The 22,031-nt window shown below is 44.9% G+C and carries 21 protein-coding genes; 11 read left to right on the forward strand and 10 right to left on the reverse strand.

The features are described from left to right. Positions 1–493: group II intron maturase-specific domain-containing protein (locus tag FC83_RS15175; RefSeq protein ID WP_275472426.1), on the forward strand; the 493-nt coding region annotated here is incomplete at its 5' end. Positions 494–571: 78 nt separating this feature from the next. On the opposite strand, the gene preA is transcribed toward FC83_RS15175, so the two are convergent. Both preA and FC83_RS15185 read right to left on the reverse strand, forming a co-directional pair. After that, on the reverse strand, positions 572–1,819 hold the full coding sequence (preA, locus tag FC83_RS15180) for an NAD-dependent dihydropyrimidine dehydrogenase subunit PreA (RefSeq protein WP_035451341.1): 1,248 nt from the start codon (positions 1,817–1,819) through the stop codon (positions 572–574). After that, the gene (locus tag FC83_RS15185) at positions 1,812–3,047 is read right to left on the reverse strand and encodes an FAD-dependent oxidoreductase (protein ID WP_035451342.1); all 1,236 of its coding nucleotides are present in this window, start codon (positions 3,045–3,047) and stop codon (positions 1,812–1,814) included. Before FC83_RS15185 ends, preA begins: the two co-directional genes overlap by 8 nt. Before the next feature lie 497 nt (positions 3,048–3,544). Between FC83_RS15185 and FC83_RS15190 the strand changes: the two genes are divergently transcribed. Both FC83_RS15190 and FC83_RS15195 read left to right on the forward strand, forming a co-directional pair. After that, positions 3,545–4,054, forward strand: coding sequence for an ECF transporter S component (locus tag FC83_RS15190; protein ID WP_035451344.1), 510 nt, complete (start codon positions 3,545–3,547; stop codon positions 4,052–4,054). A gap of 4 nt (positions 4,055–4,058) precedes the next feature. Continuing rightward, positions 4,059–4,901, forward strand: coding sequence for a pyridoxamine kinase (locus FC83_RS15195; protein ID WP_057002964.1), 843 nt, complete (start codon positions 4,059–4,061; stop codon positions 4,899–4,901). Between the two features lie 237 nt (positions 4,902–5,138). Here FC83_RS15195 and FC83_RS15200 read toward each other — a convergent pair whose 3' ends face one another. Genes FC83_RS15200 through FC83_RS15215 form a run of 4 tightly spaced genes read right to left on the reverse strand, consistent with a single transcriptional unit; the run spans position 5,139 to position 9,215 of the window. Further along, entirely contained in the window at positions 5,139–5,825 is a 687-nt protein-coding gene (locus FC83_RS15200; RefSeq protein ID WP_057002965.1) for a YoaK family protein, read from the reverse strand. Next, positions 5,822–7,006 (reverse strand): amidase family protein, encoded by a 1,185-nt coding sequence (locus FC83_RS15205; protein ID WP_035451350.1) that lies wholly within the window; start codon positions 7,004–7,006, stop codon positions 5,822–5,824. The genes FC83_RS15200 and FC83_RS15205 overlap by 4 nt, the downstream gene beginning before the upstream one ends. Beyond that, positions 6,999–7,916, reverse strand: a complete 918-nt coding sequence (locus FC83_RS15210) for a carbon-nitrogen hydrolase family protein (RefSeq protein WP_035451351.1) — start codon at positions 7,914–7,916, stop codon at positions 6,999–7,001. Before FC83_RS15210 ends, FC83_RS15205 begins: the two co-directional genes overlap by 8 nt. A 3-nt stretch (positions 7,917–7,919) precedes the next feature. Next, a complete protein-coding gene (locus FC83_RS15215) occupies positions 7,920–9,215 on the reverse strand; it encodes an MFS transporter (RefSeq protein ID WP_082622605.1) in 1,296 nt (431 codons plus the stop codon). 172 nt (positions 9,216–9,387) lie between these two features. Between FC83_RS15215 and FC83_RS15220 the strand changes: the two genes are divergently transcribed. From FC83_RS15220 to FC83_RS15245, 6 genes are all read left to right on the forward strand, one after another. Beyond that, positions 9,388–10,512 carry a PucR family transcriptional regulator gene (locus FC83_RS15220; RefSeq protein WP_035451353.1) on the forward strand — a complete coding sequence of 375 codons (1,125 nt, stop codon included), beginning with the start codon at positions 9,388–9,390 and terminating at the stop codon, positions 10,510–10,512. Positions 10,513–10,713: 201 nt separating this feature from the next. Then, complete coding sequence (locus FC83_RS15225) at positions 10,714–11,079, forward strand: GntR family transcriptional regulator (RefSeq protein ID WP_035451354.1); 366 nt, start codon at positions 10,714–10,716, stop codon at positions 11,077–11,079. Continuing rightward, positions 11,076–11,963 (forward strand): ATP-binding cassette domain-containing protein, encoded by an 888-nt coding sequence (locus FC83_RS15230; RefSeq protein WP_057002966.1) that lies wholly within the window; start codon positions 11,076–11,078, stop codon positions 11,961–11,963. Before FC83_RS15225 ends, FC83_RS15230 begins: the two co-directional genes overlap by 4 nt. Then, on the forward strand, positions 11,964–13,007 hold the full coding sequence (locus FC83_RS15235; RefSeq protein WP_057002967.1) for an ABC-2 transporter permease: 1,044 nt from the start codon (positions 11,964–11,966) through the stop codon (positions 13,005–13,007). Positions 13,008–13,179: 172 nt separating this feature from the next. Then, positions 13,180–13,593 carry a hypothetical protein gene (locus FC83_RS15240; protein ID WP_035451358.1) on the forward strand — a complete coding sequence of 138 codons (414 nt, stop codon included), beginning with the start codon at positions 13,180–13,182 and terminating at the stop codon, positions 13,591–13,593. A 225-nt stretch (positions 13,594–13,818) separates the two neighbouring features. Then, positions 13,819–14,265: a hypothetical protein gene (locus FC83_RS15245; RefSeq protein WP_035451360.1), complete on the forward strand. Its 447-nt coding sequence runs from the start codon at positions 13,819–13,821 to the stop codon at positions 14,263–14,265. 52 nt (positions 14,266–14,317) lie between these two features. On the opposite strand, the gene FC83_RS15250 is transcribed toward FC83_RS15245, so the two are convergent. Then, positions 14,318–14,860, reverse strand: a complete 543-nt coding sequence (locus FC83_RS15250) for a GNAT family N-acetyltransferase (protein WP_035451363.1) — start codon at positions 14,858–14,860, stop codon at positions 14,318–14,320. A gap of 411 nt (positions 14,861–15,271) precedes the next feature. Between FC83_RS15250 and FC83_RS15255 the strand changes: the two genes are divergently transcribed. Further along, positions 15,272–16,480 (forward strand): Bcr/CflA family efflux MFS transporter, encoded by a 1,209-nt coding sequence (locus tag FC83_RS15255; RefSeq protein WP_057002968.1) that lies wholly within the window; start codon positions 15,272–15,274, stop codon positions 16,478–16,480. Between the two features lie 70 nt (positions 16,481–16,550). Here the strand turns inward: FC83_RS15255 and FC83_RS17135 are convergent, their stop codons facing one another. The 3 genes from FC83_RS17135 to FC83_RS15270 all read right to left on the reverse strand — a co-directional run bounded on the left by FC83_RS17135 (position 16,551) and on the right by FC83_RS15270 (position 19,206). After that, positions 16,551–17,675 (reverse strand): matrixin family metalloprotease, encoded by a 1,125-nt coding sequence (locus FC83_RS17135; protein WP_035451366.1) that lies wholly within the window; start codon positions 17,673–17,675, stop codon positions 16,551–16,553. Positions 17,676–17,766: 91 nt separating this feature from the next. Beyond that, positions 17,767–18,576 carry a pyruvate, water dikinase regulatory protein gene (locus FC83_RS15265; RefSeq protein ID WP_057002969.1) on the reverse strand — a complete coding sequence of 270 codons (810 nt, stop codon included), beginning with the start codon at positions 18,574–18,576 and terminating at the stop codon, positions 17,767–17,769. A 6-nt stretch (positions 18,577–18,582) separates the two neighbouring features. Further along, positions 18,583–19,206 carry a helix-turn-helix transcriptional regulator gene (locus FC83_RS15270; protein WP_035451368.1) on the reverse strand — a complete coding sequence of 208 codons (624 nt, stop codon included), beginning with the start codon at positions 19,204–19,206 and terminating at the stop codon, positions 18,583–18,585. 148 nt (positions 19,207–19,354) lie between these two features. Between FC83_RS15270 and ppdK the strand changes: the two genes are divergently transcribed. After that, the gene (ppdK, locus tag FC83_RS15275; protein WP_035451369.1) at positions 19,355–22,015 is read left to right on the forward strand and encodes a pyruvate, phosphate dikinase; all 2,661 of its coding nucleotides are present in this window, start codon (positions 19,355–19,357) and stop codon (positions 22,013–22,015) included. Positions 22,016–22,031: the final 16 nt, after the last annotated feature.

Below are 22,031 nucleotides of genomic sequence, written 5' to 3' on the forward strand. Positions count from 1 at the left end.
TGGGTCACCATTGAGACTGAAATTCCTAGGATTCACTTTAGGGGTAAGCAAAGGCGGAGCCTATGCCCGCCCACATAAAGTGGCCAAGGAACGTATCAAACAGGCTCTAAAGCTAATCACTAAGCGAAACCGTGGTGTTAGTCTGGGGACCATTTTCAGCGATATCAAGCGAAAAATGCGTGGCTGGTTACAATATTACGGTATCGGACGTATGAAGAATTTTCTTAAATCTTTAGATGCCTGGTTGCGCACGAGGATTCGACAATATATTTGGAAATCATGGAAGAAGATTAAAACGAAGTTTAAGAATCTTAGAAAGTTAGGGGAATCAGTGTCAGAAGCGCGAATATTCTCTAATACCCGCAAGGGTTATTGGTATACCGCGCACACTGGCGTGTTGAAATATACCCTGACAAATGAAAAACTGGAACGCCTTGGACTTTTGAACTTGTCCAAGGCATTCCAGTATATTCAAGAACGCTCAAATTATTGAACCGCCGTATACGGAACCGTACGTACGGTGGTGTGAGAGGTCGGCCTGTCAGGGCCTCCTACTCGATTTGTAAGATAATTAAATTTCTTTGCTGGCCGCCGTCCCCACCCGGCCGGCTTTCATGACAACTTCACCAGCACTGATGGCATCCACCGGACAAACCAGCTTGCACAGGTGACAACCCACACAACGTTCTGGATCAACTGTTGGGCGTCGGGTAGCTTCGTCCCAAGTAATGGCTTGGTGAGCGCCATCAAAACAAGAAATCAAGCAACGCCCGCAACCGATGCATTTGTCCCAGTCAATGTAAGGCAAGACTTTATAATCCCGATCCAGTTTTTCTGCCGGGATCATATTTTTATTAGCCAAACCAACCAGTTCAGACAAGTGATCCACGCCTTGTTCAGCCATGTAATGCATGAGGCCATTGGTCAAATCTTCAATAATACGATAGCCGTATTGCATGATGGCTGTGGTGACTTGGAGGGTACTTGAGCCTAAGAGAATGAATTCAGCGGCGTCTTCCCAAGTTTCAATGCCACCGATGCCAGAAATTGGCAAGTTTTCCAAGCCTTCCGCATCCCGCATTTGTTGGATGAAGCGCAGGGCTAAAGGTTTAACGGCTTTACCGGAGAACCCGGAAATTGAGGATTTCCCATTAATGATCGGCAAGCCGATTTTACGATCCAAGTCCACATTGGCGATGGATTTAACGGTGTTAATAGCAGCAATCCCATCGGCACCCCCAGCCATACATGCCTTGGCTGGGATGACCATATCGGTAATATTTGGGGTCATTTTCGCCATCATCGGTAACTTAGAGCCCCGTTTGACCGCTTCGCAATATTTTTTACAAAGTTCAGGATTGGCTCCCACATCTGAGCCCATGGCATGGGAGGTCATTTGGGGGCAGGAGAGATTCATTTCAATCATATCCGCACCAGCGGCTGCCACCATCCCCGCCAATTCTTCCCAAGTCTGTTCATTAGTCCCCATGATCGAGGCAATCAATACCTTGTTAGGATAAGCCGTTTTTAACCGGCGCAGATCGGCCAGATTTTCCTCTAGGGGATGTTCGGCGATTTGTTCCATGTTTTTAAAACCCACAAAAGGGGTATCTTCTTTAGTCAATTCATCAAAGCGAGGCGAGACTTCGTCGATTTCAAAATCCGCCGGGCCGATAGTTTTGAAAACAACGCCGCCCCAGCCCTCATCATAAGCTTTGGCACACATGTCATAACAATTGCCCACCGGTGAAGAAGATAAACAGAAGGGATTTTCAAAATGAACACCCAGGAAATCAATGGATAAGTCTTTTTTAATCATTAGTTTGGCCTCCTAGCACACGATGGATTTCTTCAGCAGCTTTTTTACCCTTTTGCACGGCAACCACCACGGTTTTATCACCTTGGGCTAGGTCACCCGTGACAAATACCTTAGGATCATCAGTGTGAAAACCACCATGGGTCAGTTCATTATTCTCAAGTTCAATCCCTAAATTGGTGACATCAGCTTGTTGGCCAACGGCTAGAATGATCTTGTCGGCTTCAATAGTCAGTTCACTATTAAGCTGGCGATGCTTGAAGGTTACAGTATTGCCATTAACGGCGGTAGGCACATAGCCATCCACAATGGTGACCCCTTGTTTTTGGGTCCCTGCTAATTCTTTATCAGAGGCTTTAAATTCAGCAAATTCTTCGTAAACCACGTCGGTGACATTTTTAACGTCTAATAATTTCAGGGTGGTGTCCACATCCATGGCCACATCTCCACCACCAATTACCAAGACGTTTGCTGGCAGGTCCACGCCAGTGGGGTTACTTTTAACTTCGGCCAGGAAATCAACGGCACTTTGGACGTAAGGATTGCCTGCAAACAAAGGCAAGGTTTTAGCTACACTGGCCCCGGCGGCCACGATAACCGCATCATGGTCAGCTTTTAAAGCGGCCATGGTGATATCTTGCCCAACGGTGACGTTATAGGTGATGTTGGCGCCAAGTTTTAAAATACGTTGGATCTCAATATCCACAATGTCAGAAGGTAGGCGATATTCGGGGATACCATAAGTTAAATAGCCCCCAGCCTTTTCATTTTTTTCATAAATATCCACCCCATAGCCTAAGGTCAATAAAGTGGCGGCGGCTTGCAGACCTGCAGGACCACTGCCGATGATTGCCACATTCAGCCCATTAGCTGGGCCTTTTTTGAGGATGTCCATGTTAGCATTTTGCTCAAAATCAGTCACGAAACGTTGAATGCCGCCAATATCAATGGGGCAATCGATCTCGGTACGGGTGCAAGCTAATTCACAATATTTTTCAGTGGGACAGACCCGGGCACAAATTGAACCCAAGGCGTTATTTTCCCGAATGGTCTCAGCAGCACCCTTGAAGTTGCGAAAGCGCACACTGCGGATGAACTTCGCGGGATCTGTGTGGGCCGGACAAGCGGCTGAACAAGGTGCGTCGTGACAAAGCAGACAACGGGCGGCTTCAGCCATGACAGTGGTCATAGTATAGCCCTTAGTTTCTTGTTGATACTTTTCAATTGTCATATAAAAGAACTCCCTGTGTGATTGATTGTTGGGCCACTTCAAGCGGTGGCCAAGGGACAGACAATAGACGAATAATACGTCATGTTATTTATTTCACAATATATAGATAATGTGGTATAAATATTGTCAAAAAAATCCTAGCAACTTAATTCAAATCAACCATAACACTGATAAAAATACGACACAATGACATGGGAATTTTTTAGGGGAAACCCTTATTATTAGCGGATATACTATCGATAATGCAGGTCTGATTAACTTGTATACAAGTTAATTTCTTAATTTTTTATTCTAAATTTCATCTCATAATTATGATCGTCAATCGCCCTAAAAAATAGCATATATTTTCACAAATTGAGAGCGGTTCTCAATTGGGCAGCTAAAAAGCAACTTTATCCCTTATAAAATGGTAAAACTGGATATTTTATGGGAAAAGTATGATAGAATACTCAAGGAATATTAATATAAGTACGCATTTATCTGAGGAGGTAAATAACATGACGTCGAAGCATCGTATGTCCACCAAAGAAATAGTTTACTTGGCGGCCATGATCGCCGTTACAGTGGCTATTTCACGTGTTTTCTTAATCCCGGTCCCAATGACACATGGAAATGTTAATTTATGTGACGCCGGCATCTTCATTGCGGCGCTATTATTTGGCAAGAAACAAGGGGCCATTGTTGGGGGCGCCAGTGGCTTTTTGCTGGATCTGATTTCGGGTTATTCCCAATATATGATCTTTTCACTGATCATTCATGGCGTGGAAGGCTTCTTAGTGGGTTGGTTAGCTGAGAAGTATGGTCACTTAGGCAAAATTGCCAGCTTGATCGTGGGGATTGTCTGGATGGTCTTTGGCTACTTCCTAGCTGATTCACTGCTGTATCAAATTCAAACTGGCTTGGTTGGTTTGCCCACCAATAGTATCCAAGGTTTGTTGGGCGCTTTGATTGCTTATCCTGTCTATCTTGGCATTCGGAGTCGGGTCAAAAACCCGTCTCATTCATAATATAATGGCAAAAAGTGTAAAACCTTTTTTGATTGGGGAAGATTTGTCGGCGGTTGGCCGGATTTCATTAGCTTGTGCGATTCCCATTTTCTCCGCCTGTAATATTCCCCAGGCTTTAGCGCCCACCAGCTTGTTGTCCGCGCAAACAGAAGGGTTTGGGACGCCCGTTAACTACCCCATGACCCAGTGGTTAAAGGCCACCTTTGCCCATTGGCAGAGTGAGCAGATTCAATTATCAGGGGCCTTAATTGGCTACCTGGGTAATACCGAGTTAGTTGACTTGTTTGCGACCTATTTAGCCACGCAAAACATGACAACGGTTGTGATGGACCCGGTCATGGGCGACAGCGGGGCTTTGTACCCAGCTATTACGGCGGATAATGTGCAAGCCATCCGCCATTTGATTCAACAAGCCACGGTGATCACCCCCAATTTAACGGAGGCCCAATTATTGACCGGGGCCCCGTTGCAAAGTGTTGTCTCTGAAGCCCAAGTTGGTGAATTGTTTGAAAAACTGGCCACGTTGACCCAGGCGGACGTGGTGATCACCGGTGTGCCGCAAAAACATGGGCAGATTGCGACCTATCTCAGCCAGGATCAAAAAATTGAAAAATATATTCAGAAAAAATTGAGCGGCCATTTCTTCGGTGCTGGCGATACCTTTGCAGCAGTCTTAAGCTGCGCTTTATATCACAACATGGCACTACCCCAAGCGGTGACCACCGCCAATGAATTAACTTGGATAGCTTTGGAACAAACCCAAGCTTCTGACCGGGAACGCCGCTACGGGCTACAGCTTAGCGAGTTATTACGCAACCTACAGCAAAAAATCACTTATAAAATATAAGTATTTTGCGTTACGATATTTAAATACGGTTAATTTTGTTGTATAATAATGTTGAGTAAATGATAACTTTTTAATCATTTATTTAGGGATTATTTTTAATACATCCCTTCAATTCATAGCTCTAAAACGCAAGTCCCCCTTGCGGCAGTCTCTATTGTTAGACTCTTTAAAAAGCACGCCATCCTTAAAAACTTCTTTTAAGTGTGACGTGCTTTTTGGTGTATTTTTTTAGGAAATTTAAAATTCGTCCTTTTTCAAGAGGGTAACAGGTTGCCGATTTACTAACGTGAGGTAGATCAAAAAGCTGACGTTCATCACCGCCCCGCCCAAAAGAATCAGTTGGGGAGATTGGTTGAACCAACTACAGCCTAAGATCACCCCTAAAATAAATGTGCCAATACCAATGGCAAAATGGCCAACTTTAAATCCTGTGGCAGCACTGGGGTGGGCCAAGAAAGTATAAATTGAATTGCCGAAGTTTTTAATGTTGCCGGTCATGATGCCATTATTCACCATGGTGGTTCCAATTTGATTGAAAATGGTTAACTCATAGCTGGCAAACAACCCCAGCAGGCTCAAGCTGAGCCATTTGGGACCAGATTGTAATGCCAACAAGGCTAAGGGTAAAACGATACTGAGGCCGGTGAATAGCTTTAAACGGGTAGGGGGTCTTAAAGAGGCTGCTTGTTGACGGATCAACTGAGCCAGAATGGCGCCAATTAAGAATCCTAGGAAAATTGGTAAGTGACTGGCAGCTGCCCGCCAGCCTTGTTGGGTCAAAGCTACTCCAAAGACCACGAGATTGCCGGTTTGGGCACTGGCAAAGGCTCCATCAAAGTGGCTAAAGGTATAAGCGTCTAGCATCCCCATGAGTAAAGTTTGGCCCACGGTTAAATAAGTGAGCTGCCGATCGATGACTTTCATAGGCTATCTGCTCCAAAATAACGGGTGGCTAGCTTTAATAAGTTAGTATCCCGCCACTTACCAGCGACTAAACCTAGACTGCGGGTCTGTCCAGCAACGTTCAGAGGCAAGGCGATTTGAGGAAGTCCCGCTAAGCCCGCGATAGTGGTGAGATATTGGGTTTGCTGGCGGATCTGTTCCACAGTTTCTAAAGCCGCTTCTTTGTTAGGGGCTGGCGAACTGGTCGTTGGAATCAATAGTAGGCCCTGTTGGTTTAAAAGCATGTTTAAATAGCGGCTCCAGGCCTGTTTTAACCCATAGGCTTGGGTCAAGGCGGCATCATTTGCCACACTTTTAGCATAGGCAAAGTGTTGGGCGATATCTGGGCCTAGCTGGGCGTCATGCTGGCTTAGCCAAGGCCCATAATTTTGCCAAGCTTCAAAGCCTTGAATACGTTTAAAAGCGCCATGGAGTTTGGCCAATTCAAAGGCTTTAGGCAAACGTAAAGGCGTCAACTGCTGGGGAGTGATGTCTAAGGACACACAGGCAGTCTTTAAAAGAGCTTCATATTCGCCGCTGGTATCAGTGGCTAGTAAGTCTTGCAGATAGTAGTAATGGCGAATACTTAAATAACGCCCAGGACCATATAAAGCTTGGCCTACCTTGTTAAGCGTTGGCAAGTCAGCTGCCAGGACACCCACTGTATCAAAGCTAGGGGCTAAAGGGGCAACACCCTTGAGTTGACCAACAGGATCATGACTGGGCCGAAAACCATAAAGGTCACAATAACTGGCCGGCACCCGGACGGATCCGCCAGTATCGGTGCCCAGGGCGAAATCAACCAAACCGGCGGCCACTGCAGCGGCAGACCCGGAACTAGAGCCGCCGGTGAAACAATCGGGATGCTTGGGGTTTAGCGGATCGCCAAAATGATAATTGCTACCTTTGATGGAAAACATGAATTCATCACTGACTGTAATACCATCTAGATCAGCACCCGCTAAAAGTAAGCGATTAAGGACAGCTGCATTTTTTAAAGCCGGTGTATGGGTTTTAGCCCAAGTGGGATTGCCTAGACCGGTGATATGGCCTTGAACTGCGAAAACATCTTTGACGGCAAAGGTACAACCGGACAGTGGGCCTTGTGCGCGACTTGGTAATTGAAAGTCGGCATCGGTAAAAGGCGAGGTTAAATTAAGCATGCTGATCACTTCCTATCAGATTAGTGGTGCTGAGTTCGGTGTATAGTTTTTGGTAAATGTCTGGACGAAAATCAGTTTCACCGGCCAATAGCCGATTGGGTTCATAAATATAGCGGGAGGCTAAGGAGAGGTCCACCGTGGTGAGATTTAACTTCGTCTCATTAGCTTGGTCGTCGGTGTATTTCCCGCCCACATAATAATAGGCTTCTAAGGTATTTTGACCGGGGCCCACCACACTGCTGCCACCCCAGAAATCGTTATATAAATCTTTGCCGCCAAGATTGGCCGACGCCACAAAGATGCAGTCCCGGATCACCCCAGCTTCGATGTTGGTATTGGCCAAATATTTACCCCGGCATTGGGCGGTGGCGGTGATGTTGATGTAAAGCCGGCAGCCCTTGGCGGCATAATAGCGCATGAGTTCAGGAAAGGCCCAAGTATCATAACAAATGGCACAGCCCACTGGCCCCCAGGGGGTATCAATGATCAAAGGCGTATCCCCGCGTTTGGCCCAATTGGGTTCTAAACCCGGCAAATGCATCTTGCGATAAGTCCCACATAATCCTTGGGGACCAAAGACGGACATGCTGTTATAAATGGCATCCGTGGTTTTATCCCGTTCTGGCATCCCCACAAAGGCATAAACCCCGTATTTTTTGGTGAGGGTGGCAATTTGATCCGTGGCGGGACCGGGGATAGTTTCAGCCAGTTGATATTGCATCTTTTCCTCCAAAGGAATTTCTGGTTGGTCGTCATAGCCGGTGAGGGCCATTTCTGGGAGCAGGATGAAATCGGCGCCGCGTTTGGCGGCACTTTCAATGAAACCAAGAATACGATTGAGATTTTGGGCTTTTTTACCCCATTGGGCGTTAAAGGTAACAACTGCGATATTTGCTAAGTCTTTTTGCATAAGCTAAGCCTCCAATTGATTAGATGTGCGGGTTTTGGTAAAGGAAAAGGCCAGGGCTCCCAGTAACAATAAGGCGGCCCCTAGATAAAAGCCGATGGTCATGGTGCCAACTTTATCGGCCAAATAGCCGGTTAGATAAGGGGCTAAAATAGAACCGGACATGCCAATGAAGTTATAGGCTGATAACGTGGTGGACAGCTTAGTGCCCTTGGCTTGCCGGGTAACAAAGGCCACCAGAATTGGATCAATGGCCAGCTTGCCGGTCAAGCCATAGGCAATCAAAGCCACAATCAATAGGGTCCGATTGGTGGTAAACCCGACTGTTAGTAGGGCAATGACGGCAACGGGGACCAGGATACAAACCAGTAACTTGGTGTGGTTGAAGCGGTCGTACACTTTAGCAAAGAACAAAGCACCAGGAATGGATGCCCAAGGGACAATGGATGCAATGAAACCAACAGCCGTTCCTTGAAAGCCCCGTTCAGTTTGTAAAAATTGGGGCAGCCAAGTCAAAACGACGAAGTAGGCGTAAATGGAACAAAAACAAAGGGCAAAGGTCAAAATTAAATTCCGATTGGTAAAAATAGCCCGAATTTGGTGTTGCGCCGGTTCGGCCTGGGTCATTTCAGGTGTGATCGGCGTTGGTTGGTTGTTGACTTGGATCTTTTCTTTCAAGAGTAGACTGAACAAAATACCAACGATGACCGTGGGGACAGCAATAATGAAAAATGGTAGGCTCCAATGTTGGTGGTGTTGTAAAACCAAATAACTGGACAACAGATAACCCCCAGATGAGCCAAAGGCCATGCCGCTATTGATAATGGCGGTTCCTAATGTGAGCTTAGATAACGGGATGGCTTCACCAGATAAAGCATATTGGGGGCCATAATAACTGGCTTCCCCAAGGCCGGCAGTGGCCCGAACCACCAGGAAAGCCCCAAAGGCGGAGACAATCCCCGAGAAGAAAGTCATTAGACCGAAAATTAAGAATCCCAGGGTAATCATGTAACGACGGCCAATTTTGTCAGCAATCATACCAAAGGGTAATTGAGCCAAGGCATATGTTAGAAAGAAAATACTATTCATCAAGCCCAACTGGGTATTATTGATATGAAAAGCACTGGCGATTTGGGGCATCACTGGATTTAAAATGGTGCGGTCAGCGTAGATCAAGACCCAACCGAGAAAACAAATGGCAACGACTTGCCACCAATAATGGGTTGAAACGGTGACTGTCCTGTATCTTGGGGTGGGTAAGGTTAAAGGGACTGGTGCAGTTCTGATGGGTTCTTTTTCCATAAACGCAACCTCCAAAGTGATTGAGTAAGTTCATAATTAACTTATGTGATATTACATAACATATAATACGCTGACTGGTCTTGGTTAAAATGGCAGATCTGCTAAAAATAACTGGTGTTTTTAGCCATGTGTGATAAAATATGACATAATTAAACTTTAAAGGAGGACTGAAATGGTTAATGTGACGGATTTACTCACAGATTTGCCGGCGACGGCCTATACGTGGCTAGCTGGCCAGCAGTATAGCAACAATCAGATCCAAGAAGTCATGGTGATGGCCAGCCCTGATGTTGAAAACTGGGTCTTAAAGGGTGAACTGATCTTGACCAGCCTCTACGGCACGGACTGGGCCAGCCGCAAAGCGATTGTGGATGAATTGGTCAGCCATCAAGCGGCGGGGATGTTGATCAAACTCAATCAATTTTTAGAGCAAGTGCCCACCCAACTGGTCCGTTATTGCGAACAGCAGGGCTTACCCTTGATTCAGATTCGGCATATTACTTATCGCGAGATCATTCAGGCCTTTAGCCAATTACAACAACAAGAATTATCGGTATTGGGGCTGTTGTTTAATTCCCGCAGCACCCGGGTCCTTAAAGCACTATGTAACAATATTGCCACATCTGAACAAATCGAGTTTGGCCAAACGCAACTGGGTCTATCTGCTCGAACTGAAAACTATGTGCTATTAGCCGTTGAAAAATTATCCCAAATTGGCAATTTAACGGCACTGGTTAAGGCCTTACAAAACGTTTTACCCCGGGCAAACCTGGTGATTTTAGAGGATTGTCTGGCCTTGGTTTTGGCTGGTATCGATCAGTTAGCAGTTTTTAAACGACAGGTGGTCGAACCCTTGGCTAACTTGCATTTCGTGGGCAGTGCCCCGGTTTCCCTGGTGAATTTAAACCTAGCCTATGAACAAGCGCTAGGTACTCGAAAAATTGCCTTGGCTCGGCCATTGCAAGCTTTTACCAGCTATGAAGACCTTGGGATTGAAAAATTATTTTTAACCGCTGGGACAACGGCTTTGAGTGCTTGCTTAGTCACGCCGGCTTTGAATCAGATGTACGATCAAGAGCCAGAATTATTTGAATCTTTATTGGCATATTTTCGCCACAATCAAAATATTACCCGGGCGGCCGATGCGATTTTTATCCATCCCAAAACTCTGCGGTACCGCTTGAATAAAATCGAAGCCGCCCTGGGCGTTGAATTAGCCAACGGCGAACAGGCCTTAGAGTTAAATATGGCGGTGCACTTTTTAGACTTAAAGGGTCATGGTTTTGAATTAAACTAAAAAAAGGCTGCAACTTTTAAAAAATAAAGTTGGCAGTCTTTTTCGGTGTACTGGGGAAGATAGGCTGTCAATACAGTCAACATCATAGTTGTCTTGCCTTGAGTTAAGATATGTTGTCTGGGATCAAAAAGGAAATTTGCTTTCCATTAGTGTACTATGTATAATAGTACACATCATACAAGAGAAGAGGGGGGTGTGCTCATGGCAACTGATTCATACGCCCATTTGGCTTATTACGAACGCCTGGTATTGCAAATTAAAACCCAGATTTTACAAGGCATATTGCTGCCTGGGGATAAACTGCCGTCGGTTCGGGAAATGGCCAAACAAGAACAGCTGAATCCCAATACGGTGGCTAAAGCCTATAAACAGCTTGATCAAGACGGGATAACCTATGTTGAGCCAGGGCGGGGAACATTTATCGCAGAACCGTTAACCAAGGTGAGCACGACCGCGATTGCGGCATTTCGACCTAAATTTGAGGCCATCGTCGTCGAAGCTAAAAGTCTGGGTATCAGCGTGGATTTATTGCGCCAATGGCTAAGTGAAGCGGAGGGAAAGATATGAGTTTAACCATTCAAAATTTAAAAAAAGTTATCGGTGATCGACCAGTCCTTCAAGAAATTGATTTTACCTTGGAACCGGGCCAAATTGTCGGTCTGGTTGGGCCAAATGGTATTGGCAAGACAACCATTTTGCGGACTGTGACCCAGCAATATGTGGCAGATGGCGGGGATGTCTTGTTAGCCGGGCAAAGCATCAAGGCCCAGGCCCAATTGCGAGAACAAATATTTTATCTGGATAATCAGCACTTATTTTTCAAGAATTATCGCCTGGATAAAGTGATGCAAGTTTTTGATCTCATGTATCAAAATTTTGATACAGCGGCCTGCCGCAAATTAATAACGAGTTTTGGCCTGCAACCCAAGCAAGTTTTTAGCAGTTTATCTAAGGGTTATCAAGCCCTAGTCCTGATCGCCCTGGCATTGGCCAGCCAAGCGCCATATGTCTTTTTGGATGAACCCTTTGATGGCCTAGACATCTTGATTCGGGAACGTATTGTGAACTTGGTGGTGGATGCCGTTAGTGATGGCACTCGGACTTTTCTGATTGCCTCCCATAATTTGGTTGAGTTAGATGGCCTATCTGATCGGGTCTTATTTGTTAAAGCCGGCCGGATTAGCCAAGATCTCACACTTGAAGCGGTTCGAAAGACTGCCGTTAAATTACAGTTGGTCTTTCCATCAAAATCAATTCCTGCTGCGGTCACGGCTAACGGCCGTGTTTTAAGTGTCCGGGGTCGGGTGATCGAAGCGGTCTTTCCCAACTTCACGCCAGAAGTTGAAGCTGCTTTGGCGGCAGAAAAACCGGTCCTTAACGAGGCCCTGCCGCTTTCGCTGGCTGATTTATTTAAAGTTGAATTTCGCAGTAAGCACGGGGAGGCGGTCTAGATGGCAGGTAAGCGATTATTAAACTTGATTCGCATTCGACATAAGGCACTGGTTTGGGCCATGGCGGCTATTTTGTTGTTATTTACAGTAGTCTCAGTGAGCAATGATATTTCAAATTATCACCAACTCCGCAATGACACAGTCAGCGCCAGAAGTTTTGAATTAATGAAAGAAAATAAATATTATAATCACGCATATGATGACATGAGTTATCAGGATTACCGTGATCAACAACGGTATATCTACATGCCAGCATCACAAAATAGATTGATTCCAGAAAAAAATAATATTGGCTTATTTCAATCTGTATTAGCGGGCATTGTTGCCTTCTTATTTGGGCTAATTCTGGCCAGTAAAGATAATCTCAGTGGCTTCAATACCATATTGTTCAGCAGTGGTTTTAAGCGGCGCGGGCTTTTTAAAACCCGCTACTTGTATGGATTAGCCGCAGTGGCGGTTACAACTATTGCAAGCGTCGGCATTCATGTCTTAGGTTATTACTTATTCTTGCCGCCATTATATGTGGGCTTGAGTGCCTTAAATGTTTTGGGCCTAGTATTGATGAATTTAGAATTGGTGGTTTTCTTGTACACAGCCGGTATTGTGGTGGGTACTTTCTTCGCCAGTTTATTCTGGATGATTTTATTTGCTGTAATAGGTGCTTGGATGGGCGGCAGTGCCCTTAGTCGTTTGAACAGTAGTCAAATTTGGAGTCACTTATTACCAGCAACACCAAGATCCAATGATTATCAATTTTTGATTGGACTAACCATTGTGATTGTGGCCGTCGCTACTGCTTATTTTGTGAGTCGGCGCCTATTCCAGCGTATCTCAACTGAAAATGAGCATAACATTTTACTGATTCCGAATTTACGCTGGGTTATTATTGGCTATGCGTTACTAACACTGCCTTACAGTTTTGGCAACTGGCTACTTTACAGTTATCCGTTATCCTACGGGATTTTAAGTATCGGGATATTAGGCTTTGGCTTCTGGTGGTGGTATCGGGAAAGGCAGGCAAAAGGTCAGGTCAAAGTCGCCTGATAGCGCCGCAACCAGTTAAATTTCTTGCAAATAACCAGTATTATTATCATGTATTTTCCAGGATTATCATGTACCTTCGTAAACCGCCGCCAAAGTGGACCAACCCGTGTTATGGTTACAACAGGTGATCACCAACACTAAAAAAAAATAATCATAAAGGCGGGAATATCAAATGATCAATCAAGACAATCAAGTGAAGTTAGACAAGCTAGTGGCGTTATTTCACCAAGAAATCAAGGTGATTTTTGCAGCCGATGATCGCTTGGCAAAATATGACAAGTTACCTCGAAAAGTTCGCAGACGTGTTTACAACCAACATTTTAATTACGCATTGCATTGGGACCAGCGGCTCATGGCAGCGTTTGGCGTCCATCCTTTTTACGACACCTTCGCTAAAAGGGAATTTGCCGGGCCTATTGAAGTTCAAAGCTCCGTTGACTATTTAATGCTTGGCATTGAAATGCCTTATTTGGATCCCCGGCAGCATTATACGGACGATATTTGGGCGGATCGGGATGCCTGGGTTGAACAAATTGAATTGCTGATGTCCGATTATGCGGAACTGGCGGATGAAGCTGCTTTATAGCAGCCACATAAACATAAATAGTTAACAAAACGAAGAAAACTGTTAAATGACTGTATTAGTGTCATGAGCTGTTTCTTCGTTTTTTAGTTGACAGAATTTTATCATAAAGTTTGCTTTTTTATCATAAAGTTTTTCCTGACGCCACTTTTATAATTGATTTCATGTTATGGTTATTGCCGGTGATCACCAATACAAATCAAATAATAATGGAATGAGGCATAAATTATGTTAGTGCACACTAATCAAGCTAAAGTCGATAGTCTAATTTATTTATTTAGAAAAGAAATCAAGGAAATTTTCGCTATGGATGATAAACTTCAAAAGCGGGGTAAGTTGTCTCGAAAAACTCGTAAACGCGTTTATACGCATCATTGCACCTACTCGTTGCACTGGGCCAAACGTATTATGAATACGCTTGGTGTACGAACTGAATATGATGATTTTTTAGAAGAACAGTTACTGGGACCTCAAGTAATTTATCGGACTATTGATACGTTGCTATTTACTACAGAGTGGTTCTACGTTGACCCTAAGCTAAATACTTGGGGTAATATTCAAGAAGAGCGAGAGAATTTAATTGAAAACGTTCAAGCATTGCTTCAAGAATACGCTGAATTACCATTGGCCACCGGGGGAGATTTAGAGAGCCAAGTTTATGACCGTTTGCGGTAAAGCAGCGACAAAAAAAGCAACGCCAAAAGACGTTGCTGCTTAATAGTCCATATTAACGGGCAATACCAACCAATTGTCTGATGGGTTTTTCATAAACAAAACTCACATCAGCGTCGGTATAAACGCCGGCGATTTGGCCTACCTGGTTGAAACCTAATTTATTGATCAAATGCTGCATGGCTTGATTGTGCTGGTGAGTATCAATGCGCACACTAGCTGCTTGGGGATGCTTAGCCTGAATAAGATTAATCCCAGATTGTAATAGAGTAGTGGCATAGCCATGACCCGTACACTCAGACAAAACAGCTACTCGATGAATAACGGCAAAACTGTCCGTATTCACTAACCAAGAGCCCTCTAAGGTGTCATAGGAACTATCCGGGGATGGGGCAACGGCAATTGACCCGACAGTTTGACCAGCATCGGTTTGGTATAGATAGCTGTGGCCCGCTTGAATATCGGCTAAGACCTGGGTTTCATTGGGGTAGTCCCCTTGCCATTGGTCAATACCTTGCTTGGCAAGTTGGCGGCTGCCATCCCGTAAAATAGTCATGATCGTGTTTTTATCTTTTAATTGCGCTTGAATTAATTTCATATGTTTAACATCCCTTCGCTGTGAAATGCTCGAGGTTTTAACTCGAATTTCAATATACTAACAGCCAGAAAAGGACAAGTCAACAGGCTTTTCATGAAAAATAAGCTTCTCATTTTTACCATAAATTCGTAATTATTATATGGTAATTACGAACTTATTAATAACGCTAAAAGATTCAAAATACGGGATATAATTTTGAGATAATTTAAAATTATAGGCATTTTATAGAAAATTTGATGTGGTCACTATTTAAAATTTTTTTGCCATCAAATTTTTGTCTCAGTGAGTTGTTATTTTTGCCATTAAATTGCTCATAATACAGTCCAGCCATGGTTTTTAGGCCTTTTTGCTTTACTTTTACCGCTGTTGGACCGATGATAATCGGATATGATTATCTCGGAGGGATCGCACATGGCTAAGCCAGCAACTAGCAGCCAAAAAGTCTTAGGACCAAAAAGCTTTATTATATTTCTAGCACTATTGAGTGCCTTTGTACCACTATCCACCGATCTTTATTTACCGGCACTCCCAACCATGGGACGATTTTTTGCGGTGAATGAATTTGTCATGAATTTAACGTTGATTCTATTTTTCATTTTCTACAGTGGCGCCACTTTGATTTGGGGGCCCTTGAGTGATCGTTTTGGTCGTCGGCCAATTTTACTCATTGGCTTAACGATTTATATGCTGGCCAGTGTGCTTTGTGGTCTGGCGCAAAACGCCCCGCAAATCATTGTCTTTCGTATTATCCAGGCCATTGGCGGCGGGACCGCCACCACCATTGCCACGGCCATTATCAAAGATGTGTACCGAGGGAAGCAACAAGAAGATACCCTGGCCATTGTACAGTCCATGGTGGTGATTTCCCCGGCCTTGGCACCAGTTATTGGGGCGTTGTTATTACAGTTTATTTCTTGGCGGGGGATTTTTTTCACCCAGGCGATTTTAGGACTGACCGTGGTAATTGGGTCAGTGGTTTATACGGAGACCAATCGAGACCGGGATAATGCCAGTGGCGTCATCAAATCCATTGGCCGCCTAGGCGTGGTTTTGCGTAACCCTGGCTTCAGCGCCTTATTGGTCACTTTTTCAGTGATGAGTATCGTTTCGTTAGCCTACATTTCCTCATCCTCGTATATTTTCCAAAATACCTTTAAACTCAGCAGCCAAATGTACAGTTTCTTCTTTTCCTTTAATGCTTTAGGCATGCTGCTGGCACCCCTGGTTTATATCAAGGTTTCTGAGAAAGTTGATCGCATCAAGGTCATTTATACCTGTTTTGGCATCAGCATTCTCGGGGGGGTTTTACTACTGGCTTGTGGTGCCTTAAGTCCTTGGACCTTTGCCTTAACGCAATTCCCAGCCACCGTGGCCAGCAGTGGAGTGCGGCCCCCAGCCACCTATCTGATTTTGAAACAACAAGATCAAGATAACGGCTCCGCGTCTTCTTTGTATAGTGCCGCTGGGACGATTTTTGGCAGTGTGGGGATGGTCATTGTGTCGCTGGGGCAACAACACCCAGTTTTGATCCTAGCCCAAATTGATATTTGGATCGGTATTTTCTCCATTGTGGCGCTATTCTTATCCCTGCGGTTTTTGAAAGCTAAAATTAAACTCTAACAAAAAAGTCATGCAATCCCCGGCGAAGCAACTGTTGCCGCGGAGCGCATGACTTTTTACTTATATTAGCTTATTCGTTGTAAAGTGCCTTTAAGGCTTGGGCATAGTCTGGATCGGTGGCCGGGTCGGCCCAACCGGCATTGGCATCGGTCACTGGGTACATGATGCTACCAGGAAACTTATTATGATCTAAACCCAGGGCATGGCCTAATTCATGCAACATATTGTGATAAACCACGGGATCAGAGAACTCGTCCTTGGGATTGATCACAGCGGCGATGCCACTGCCCTCATATTCCTTAGAGTGGTTAATAACGCCATTCTTCAAATGCACGATGTCGATGGCCTGTGACCCTAGACCACCGTCAATGGTGCCATCCGGATTGGTGCCCAGATTATCAGCATTGGTGTAGTAAAGGACCGTATCGGCCTTATAACCAGACCCAGCGGCCGGCTTGACTTGGACGATACCCAAGGCATTGATGGCAGAAATTGCCCGGTTGAATAACGCAACTTTGGCCGCGGGGGTGGTGCTGTCAATGCGATAATACATGGTTTTATCCACGTATTGATGGCCAATGGGACTGGCCCCGGCAACCAGGGGATTGCCATTGATCAAAGGCAGTTTGGCAAAGTTGCCGGTACTGGTCCCTACATTTGGCTTGACCCATTCATTGTTGCCCACTTGATACCAGATACCCTGACCCTCAATATTGGCCCCAGCGGTGACCAGCCATTGCCCGGCTGGCAGTTGCCGGATAGGAACAGCTGCGGCACCCCAGTTTTGGTAGAGGGTGACGGCCTGGGTGGTGGTCACCGTCGCCGGCGTTGCTTCTAAGAGTTCTTGGGCAGTTTTGACGGGGATCCAGTAGTATTGATCCAGTACCATCCCGGCATCTTTGACAAACTGATTACCCCCAAGATTGAACCACTGCTGGCCATCTTCAGCCACAACAGCGTAAAAGACCTGCCAGCGACTTTGATTCGGTAAAACACGACTGGGCTGTGCGGTGGGGCCGTAACCCGTGTAGAGGACCTGATCCCCCAATATCGTCCCAGTAGTGGTATTCTCGGCAGCTTGAGCCACTTGTGGCGCTGTACTGCCCAGTGGGGCAATCCCTGCCAAAGGCGCGCCCAAGGCAATAAAAGCTGCTGCCAATAACAAGATGTGGCGCATTATTTTTTTCTGAAACATGGTAAATTTCCTCCCCGGGATAATTTGATAGCAATGTTGTTCTTATTATACCCAATTATCACAGATTACTGGCGTTTAAGGGATAATCCGACTACAGACTTAAACTTTCTAAGATTTTATTGGCCGATTCTTCAATAGATTGATTGGTAATGTCAAAAATTGGGACTGACAGATCAGTCATGACTTTTTTAGCATAATTGAGCTCGATCTGAATACGTTTCGGGTCCGAATAACTGGCCGTGGCGGTAAGCCCTAAGAAGTGCAGGCGGTTCGTCCGGACTTTTTGCAGATATTCAGTATTAGTCATGAGACCCACCATTTTTTTGGGATCCATTTCATAGATTTCCTCAGGTAAAGCGACTTCGGGAATCAAGGGTAGGTTAGCCACTTTTAAGGAATGGTTATTGGCCAAATACATGCTCAGGGGCGTTTTAGAAGTCCGAGAAGGGCCTAAGATCACTAAGTCCGCTTTTAAAAAGCCCTTGGGATCTTTACCATCATCGTACTTAGAAGCAAAGTTAATGGCGTTCATCTTGGTGTAATAACTGTCGTTGAGTTTATGTAGGGCACCAGGGACTTCTTTGGAAGTTAAACCCGTTTGGTTTTGGATCAAGTCGATCAAGGTTTCAATAATGTCTAAATGTTTCAAGTTATGGGCAGCTGCAAAGGTTTTCGTGTAAGTCAACAAGTCTTTTTGAACTAAAGAAGTGATAATAATTCCCTTGTCATCTTCGGCTTGCTTTAAAACATCAGCTAAGGTTTTTTGATCCCGGACTAGGGGGAAACGTTTAATTTCAGCATTGGTGATTTCGGGAAATTGGGCCATGGCGGCATTGATCACGGCTTGGTTGGTATCCCCCAATGAATCTGAAATAACATAGAAATATACTTTATCTGGCAAATTACGTCACTCCTCGGTTGCGTTTGCATGTTCAATAATATAATTGTGAATTCTAGTTTTGGTGATTTTACCAATGACCTTGGTGGCATCTTTTTTAGCCACAATCGGCAGGGAATCTACCTGATATTCTTCTAGTAATTGCCCAGCCTGCAGTAAGGTCATATCACTGGTGCCGGTAACAATATGGGGAGATCTGGTCATAACCACGGCCACAGGGGTAGCTTCAATATTCTTGTTCAAGGAAGCCCGCAACAGATCTTTACGGGATAATAATCCCACTAATTTATCCGCATCATTGGTCACATAAAGCGAGCCCACATCGTACATGAATAAAACGGTGATGGCATCGTAAATGGTTTGGTCTTGTTTAATGATTAATGGCGGGATCATCACCGCTTTGATGGGAACGGCTAAAAAATCATCAATGGTTTTGGTGGTAACCCCATTACCCGCATACACGTAGCCCACTTTAGGCCGGGCCTGTAAGACACCGGTCATGGTTAAAATAGAAAAGTCATTACGTAGCGTAGCTCGGGATAGGCCAACGGCTTCGGCGATCTTTTCGCCGCTGATGGGCTGATTTTTTTTGACGATTTCTACAATTTTTAATTGCCGCTTTGTGAGTTCCAATCCATAATCCCCCTTCTAATAATGACTAGTTTTTATTATATAGCATGACAAAAATATGTCTACAGTGGGTCATAAATTTCTTGACTTTTTAAATGTGACACGCTATATTGAAATTGCGGCAAATAGTATGACACATTGGAGGAATAGTATGTTTAATTTAACGTATGCATTTGCAGAAGGTAACAAGGATCTCCGGGACATTTTAGGCGGTAAAGGTGCCAACCTTAGTGAAATGACGAATCTTGGCCTCCCTGTGCCACAGGGCTTTGTGGTCTCCACCGTAGCTTGTCGCGCTTATTTAAAAGCGCATGAACTCACTGATGATTTAGTCACTGAAATTAGATCACGGGTTTCTGATTTAGAAACAGTAACTGGTAAAACTTTCGGCCATGGTGCTGATCCTTTGTTAGTATCCGTGCGTAGTGGGGCTAAATTTTCTATGCCCGGGATGATGGATACAATTTTAAACTTAGGCTTAAATGATGTCACTGTTCAACGGGTAGCTCAAAGAACTGAAAATCTGGCTTTCGCGTATGGCAGTTATCGCCGGTTGATCCAGATGTTTGGGAATGTGGTCTTTGAAATTGATATTAAAGACTTCAATGAAGCTTCTCATAAAGTTGAAAATGTAAGGGGTTACGGATCCGCTAATTTCACCCGGCAAGATTGGTTATTAGTTATTGAACAATATAAACAAGTTTTCCAAGCCCAAGCTGGCCAAGAATTCCCACAAGATGTCTACGATCAATTGTTCATCGCGGTGGAAGCCGTCTTTAAGAGTTGGGACAACGATCGGGCCAAAGTTTATCGGCAGTTACATAATATTCCCGACGATCTAGGGACCGCCGTGAATATCCAACAAATGGTCTTTGGCAACTACTCTAAAGATTCTGGTACCGGGGTCATGTTTACCCGTAATCCAGCCACCGGCGCTCCTGGCTTGTTTGGGGAATACCTCTCTCAAGCTCAAGGGGAAGACATTGTGTCCGGTGCTCGGACGCCAGATCCTATCGCTAACTTAGAAGCCAGCAAGCCCCAGGTCTATCAACAGCTGAAGACCATTGCGGAAAAATTAGAAAAACACTACCAAGATATGCAAGACGTGGAATTCACTGTTGAAGACAACCACTTGTATATGTTGCAAACCAGAAATGGTAAGCGGACGCCAAATGCTGCCGTGAATATTGCCTATGATCTTTATGAAGAAAAATTAATTTCTGCTCAAGAAATGATCAGTCGGATCGAACCGGGCATGATTGAACAATTATTGCACCCTAGTTTCTTAGCCTCTGACTTGGCGAAGCATGATTCGATTGCTTCTGGCTTGCCAGCAAGTCCAGGCGCTGCTACCGGGGAAGTGATCTTCACGGCCCAAGGCGCTAAAGTCGCCGCTGAAAAAGGCCATCATGTGGTCTTGCTTAGAAACGAAACCTCGCCAGAAGATATCGTGGGGATGACTGTCAGTGAAGCTGTCGTGACTTCCCGTGGGGGGATGACTTCCCACGCCGCTGTGGTTGCCCGGGGCATGGGGACTTGCTGTGTAGTTGGCTGTCAAGACTTACAAGTCGATGAAGCCGGTGCAGTGGCCCATTATGCCGGTGGTGTCTTAAAAGAAGGGGACATCATTTCTGTAGATGGTACCAATGGTAAAATTTATTTAGGGACCATCAAGACAACGGCCGGTTCAGTATCGGATAAACTTAATAAAATTTTAGCCGTCTGTGATAAATATGCCCGCTTACAAGTGTTTGGCAATGGGGAAACCGTGAAAGATATTCGCGAAGCCATTGTTAAAGGCGCCCGGGGCATTGGCTTGGCCCGAACAGAGCATATGTTCTTCCAACCAGACCGCTTGAAGGCCATGCGCCAATTGATCTTAGCTGAAAATGACGCCGATATCACCTCGACTTTGGCTTATATCAAAGGTGAACAAAAAGGTGACTTCGTAGCTATGTTTGAAACACTGCTAGACAAACCTTGTACTATTCGCCTGTTAGATCCACCATTACATGAATTCTTGCCAACTAAAGAAGCTGACTTACAGCAATTAGCACAGTCCATCCATAAGGACTACAATTGGGTCGCTGCCAAAGCCGCTGCATTGCGGGAAGTCAACCCAATGTTAGGATTGCGGGGCGTGCGCTTAGCCGTTACCCTACCACAGATCTATCAAATGCAAGTGGAAGCTATCATTGAAGCAGCCATCCTGGTCAGTGAAGCCCACCAAGTTAACATTATCCCTGAAATCATGATTCCATTGATCGGGGTTACCCCAGAATTAGAAATGGCTAAAAAGCTTTGTGTCGATGCTGCTGAAGGGATTTTTGAAAAGACTGGTAAGCGCTTAGATTATAAAGTGGGGACGATGATTGAAATGCCAAGAGCCTGCTTGATTGCTGACGAATTGGCCCAAGATGCCGACTTCTTTAGCTTTGGGACTAATGACCTGACTCAGTTGACCTTTGGCTATTCTCGAGACGATGCCCATAAGTTCTTACCAACTTATTTAGAAGACCATCTCTTACCTAATGATCCATTCCAAGTGTTGGATACTAAGGGGGTAGGGGCATTGATGAATATGGCAGCTACCAAAGGTAAAGCTGCTAATCCGAAGCTGAAAGTTGGCGTTTGTGGTGAAGTCGGTGGGAACGCTGAATCCATTGAATTTATCAATACACTACCTGTAGATTATGTTTCTTGTTCACCATTCCGGGTACCACAAGCCCGCCTGATCTGTGCGCAAACACAATTACGACAAGAAGCTGAAAAGAATGGTGTCGAGTATAAGGCAAGTTCTGTGACAGCTTAGAAGTCAAACAAGCCCA

This window comes from Agrilactobacillus composti DSM 18527 = JCM 14202 (genome assembly GCF_001436375.1).
GTDB lineage: Bacteria > Bacillota > Bacilli > Lactobacillales > Lactobacillaceae > Agrilactobacillus > Agrilactobacillus composti.